This window comes from Tenacibaculum sp. MEBiC06402, assembly GCF_049239625.1.
Taxonomy (GTDB): Bacteria; Bacteroidota; Bacteroidia; order Flavobacteriales; family Flavobacteriaceae; genus Polaribacter.
The window spans coordinates 1-987 of the sequence record NZ_JBMKKT010000035.1; the positions used below are offsets into that span (position 1 = coordinate 1).

At 34.0% G+C, this 987-nt stretch carries 1 protein-coding gene; it reads left to right on the forward strand.

All coding sequences use genetic code 11. The features are described from left to right. The first annotated feature begins 127 nt into the window (after positions 1-127). A complete protein-coding gene (locus tag ACOSP6_RS00320; RefSeq protein WP_422095670.1) occupies positions 128-865 on the forward strand; it encodes a hypothetical protein in 738 nt (245 codons plus the stop codon). The last annotated feature ends 122 nt before the right edge of the window (positions 866-987 follow it).

Here is a 987-nt window from a genome sequence, read left to right on the forward strand (position 1 = left end):
CTTCGGGACCTCACCGGAAATTCAATCTTATTAATTATCTTTCCGCATCAACGGAAAATGACTCGCGTCTTTTTCCCGCAAAAAATCATACACAATTACGTTAGCTGCAAATAGAAAACTACAAAGTATGCCATTTCAACTATTTAAAAGTCTTGACAAAAAGGTAGAAGAAGATAAAAAACGACTTCTTTCCGAATTAAAATCGGCGGACATAAAGACTTTGATTATTCAAATGGACAATAATGAACCTATATCTGAAAACATTGTCAAGAAACAAAAACGAGATATGTCTTTCGGAAGTGAAGACTCACCAAGTTGGTTTGCGTATCGTGTTTCGGATGAACTAAGTGATAAAAATCAGAAAACAGAATTAATCAAATTACTCTCAGACGAAGAATTTGAGAAACATAAAAAACATATTCTACGTTGCCTGAGCAGTTTATGTGTAAATAATCAGGATTACGAGCTTTTTGACTTTCTGATTTCTTCAATCAAACAATCGAACAATGAAGACTTTATAACGACTGTATTGAGCAGACTTAGAGACCTTAAGAAACCGGAAACATTAAACATTGAATTTCTAAAGTTTCTCTTGACAGATGGGACATATCAGAACAGGATTGATGCACTTTCAGGACTTCAGAATTCCCAGCACTCGGACATTGAAGAATTGTTAATACAAGAATTTAAAAGAGCTGATCAACATACAAAGGAAATGATTTGTGCGACATTAAGAACAACCGGAACAGATAAATGTTTTGAAGTATTAGACGAAGAATACAAGAGGACAAGAAGTAATACGTTGAAATATTTTATAGAAAGTGCTAAAGAAAAAATTAAAAAAAGAAAAAATATCAGCAGCTAACAAAGCGTATAATTAATTGCGGCTGTCCCGAAGCTTCGGGACCTCAACGGAAATTCAATCTTATTAATTATCTTTCAGCAACATCGGAAAAGAACTCGCGTCCTTTTCCCGCAAAAAATCAT